At 37.9% G+C, this 1043-nt stretch carries 2 pseudogenes; both read left to right on the forward strand.

Annotated features, from left to right (window positions below):
* Window positions 1–354: pseudogene (locus R8269_RS26190) on the forward strand (pilus assembly protein PilW); the annotation flags it as partial.
* Window positions 351–1043, forward strand: a pseudogene (locus R8269_RS26195) (hypothetical protein); the annotation flags it as partial. The pseudogenes R8269_RS26190 and R8269_RS26195, both read left to right, overlap by 4 nt.

Below are 1043 nucleotides of genomic sequence, written 5' to 3' on the forward strand. Positions count from 1 at the left end.
ACAATAACAGTCAGTGGTGCATCTTCTATTGGGTTTGTTTATTTTAGAGATGGCTCTCCGTTAAATAAAAACTATAGAAATATTAAGTATGAGAAGCGAGATAGCAAACTTGTAATCTGTGAGAATGGTGTAGTATCCCAAGCTCAAATACTGTCTTTTGATGGTGTGGATTTTTGCCGTTCTTTATTTGATGAAGATATTTTTCAAGTGACGAATTTTACAGTGAATTCTAAAGTCGTAACGAATGGCACAAATATTAGCGCTGTAACGGATGTTACTTTGGCTTTACAAACTGTAGACGGCGTAATTAATCAAGTTGCAGAGTTTTCAATTAAGCAAAGGAATTGGCAATGAGATCTAAATTTGGATGTTCTGGATACACGACGTTGTTAGTAACATCCATACTATTATTGTTTGCTTTGATTGCATCTCTCGTATCATCAAAGGGCGTATTCTTTCAATTAAAAGTGGCTCAGAATGAACTAAAAGCTCGACAAGAACATTGGAAGGCTGAAGGAGGATTGGAATGTGCTTTTGCACAAATAAAGGAGAAGATGTTAGTACTTCCTCCTTCGGGAACAATTACTCTACTGGGCTGTGCAGTATCTACTACGATAAGAAAGCTCAGCGATTATGAATATTTGGTTACATCTAAAGAGGGAAATACAAATTTAAGTAAAGTGATAATTTCGACAGGAAACGGCCTTGGTGCAGTACTAAAAACGAGTGCGTCGGTAGAGCTTACTGGCTCAATGCACTTTGTCCCTAAAGCAAAAGGTTTGTCGTCTGACAGTGAGTGTACATCCATTATTGCTGGCGGAACCGTGAGTTATGTAGCAAGTGTAAGTGGTTCTGATGAGCACTTTCTGACGGTGGACAGTTCAGTCAGTAGTCATGCTACTGGGATTTTAGGGGCTCCTAGCTTTACTTGTAAGAATTCGCACAAATCCAATTTATTTGAAGAAACCAAACGTCCAACCTACCTAGCTACTACTAGCACTTCGAATAAAAATGAAGATATCAAAGAAAATGTTGCAAATATT

The organism is Vibrio sp. Vb0667, from assembly GCF_033391095.1.